Source organism: Nonomuraea cypriaca, assembly GCF_015645445.1.
Classification (GTDB): domain Bacteria; phylum Actinomycetota; class Actinomycetes; order Streptosporangiales; family Streptosporangiaceae; genus Nonomuraea; species Nonomuraea cypriaca.
Window position 1 is genome coordinate 1 of sequence record NZ_JADOGI010000523.1, and the last position, 1,249, is coordinate 1,249.

Genomic DNA, 1,249 nt, shown 5'->3' on the forward strand with positions numbered 1-1,249 from the left:
AGCCACACGACACCGCCGACGAGCGCCGCCACCACAACCCCGGACACGCCAACGGCGACGGGCACCCCGACCCGCTTACCGACCCGCCCAGAAGCCCTGTGCCCCACCCTCGGCCCTGGCCCGGCACCGCCCCCTGGCATCGGCCCGGCACCGCCCCCTGGCATCGGCCCGGCACCGCGCCCCGGCCCAAATCCGGGACCGCCCGGTCCCTGTCCCATTCCGGGGCCGCCGGGCCCCTGCCCCATTCCGGGCATCGGGCCGGACCCGGGGCCTTGTCCCCATCCAGGACCGCCGGGCCCCGGGCCCATTCCCGGCATCGGCCCGGCGCCGTGGTGCTGGCCCATTCCGGGCATCGGTCCCGTCCCATGCCATGGGGGCGGGACCTGGAGGTTCTGCTGAGGTTGCGGGGCAGGGGCAACGGGGTTCGTGCCGCTCAGCAGCCGGAGGATCACGTCCTGCATGGTCGGCCGCGCGCGGGGGTCCTTGGCCAGGCAGTCGTACACGATGGACCGCAACGGATGGGGCAGGTCGCCGAGTCGCGGTTCGTTGTTCAGGATCCGGTTGATGATCGCGGGCAGCGTGTCGTGTCCGAACGGAGGCGTCTCCGTGGCCGCCCACACCATCACCGACGCCCAGGCGAACACGTCTGTGGACGGCCCCACCGGCTGCCCGGCGAGCTGCTCGGGCGCCATGTACGCGGGCGTGCCCACGATGCTGCTCGTATGTGTGACGGCGTCGTCCATGGCGCGGGCGATGCCGAAGTCGATGACCCGGGGCCCGCCGGGGCCGAGCAGGACGTTCGCGGGCTTGAAGTCCCGGTGCACGATGCCCGCCGCGTGGATGGCGGCCAGCGCGGTGGCCGTGGCGACGGCCAGTCGCTGCAGGTCAGCCCCGGTATGGCGGCCTGCCTGCAGGAGCGAGGGTCCTTCGACGTACTCGGTCACGATGTACGGCGGCCGCGTGTCCAGCGACGCGTCGAGCACCTGCGCGATGCAGAACGGCTCCACCCGCCGCGCCGCCGCGATCTCCTTGGCGAGCCGGCCGTCGAGCGCCGCCCCGTCCCGCAGCACCTTGACCGCCACCCGCCCGCCGCCGGGCGCCTGCCCGAGGTACACGGTCCCCTGCCCGCCCGAGCCCAGCCGGCCGAGCAGCTGATAACTCCCTACCGCCGCCGGATCGCCCTCCCGCAGTGCTTCGACGTACGCCATGAGAGAGAGTGCTCCTGAGACGGTTGAGGTGGATCTTACGT

General features: G+C 73.4%; 1 protein-coding gene. It reads right to left on the reverse strand.

All coding sequences use genetic code 11. The features are described from left to right. Positions 1 to 1,208: serine/threonine-protein kinase (locus ITP53_RS55370; protein WP_195903493.1), on the reverse strand; the 1,208-nt coding region annotated here is incomplete at its 3' end. Positions 1,209 to 1,249 lie beyond the last annotated feature (41 nt).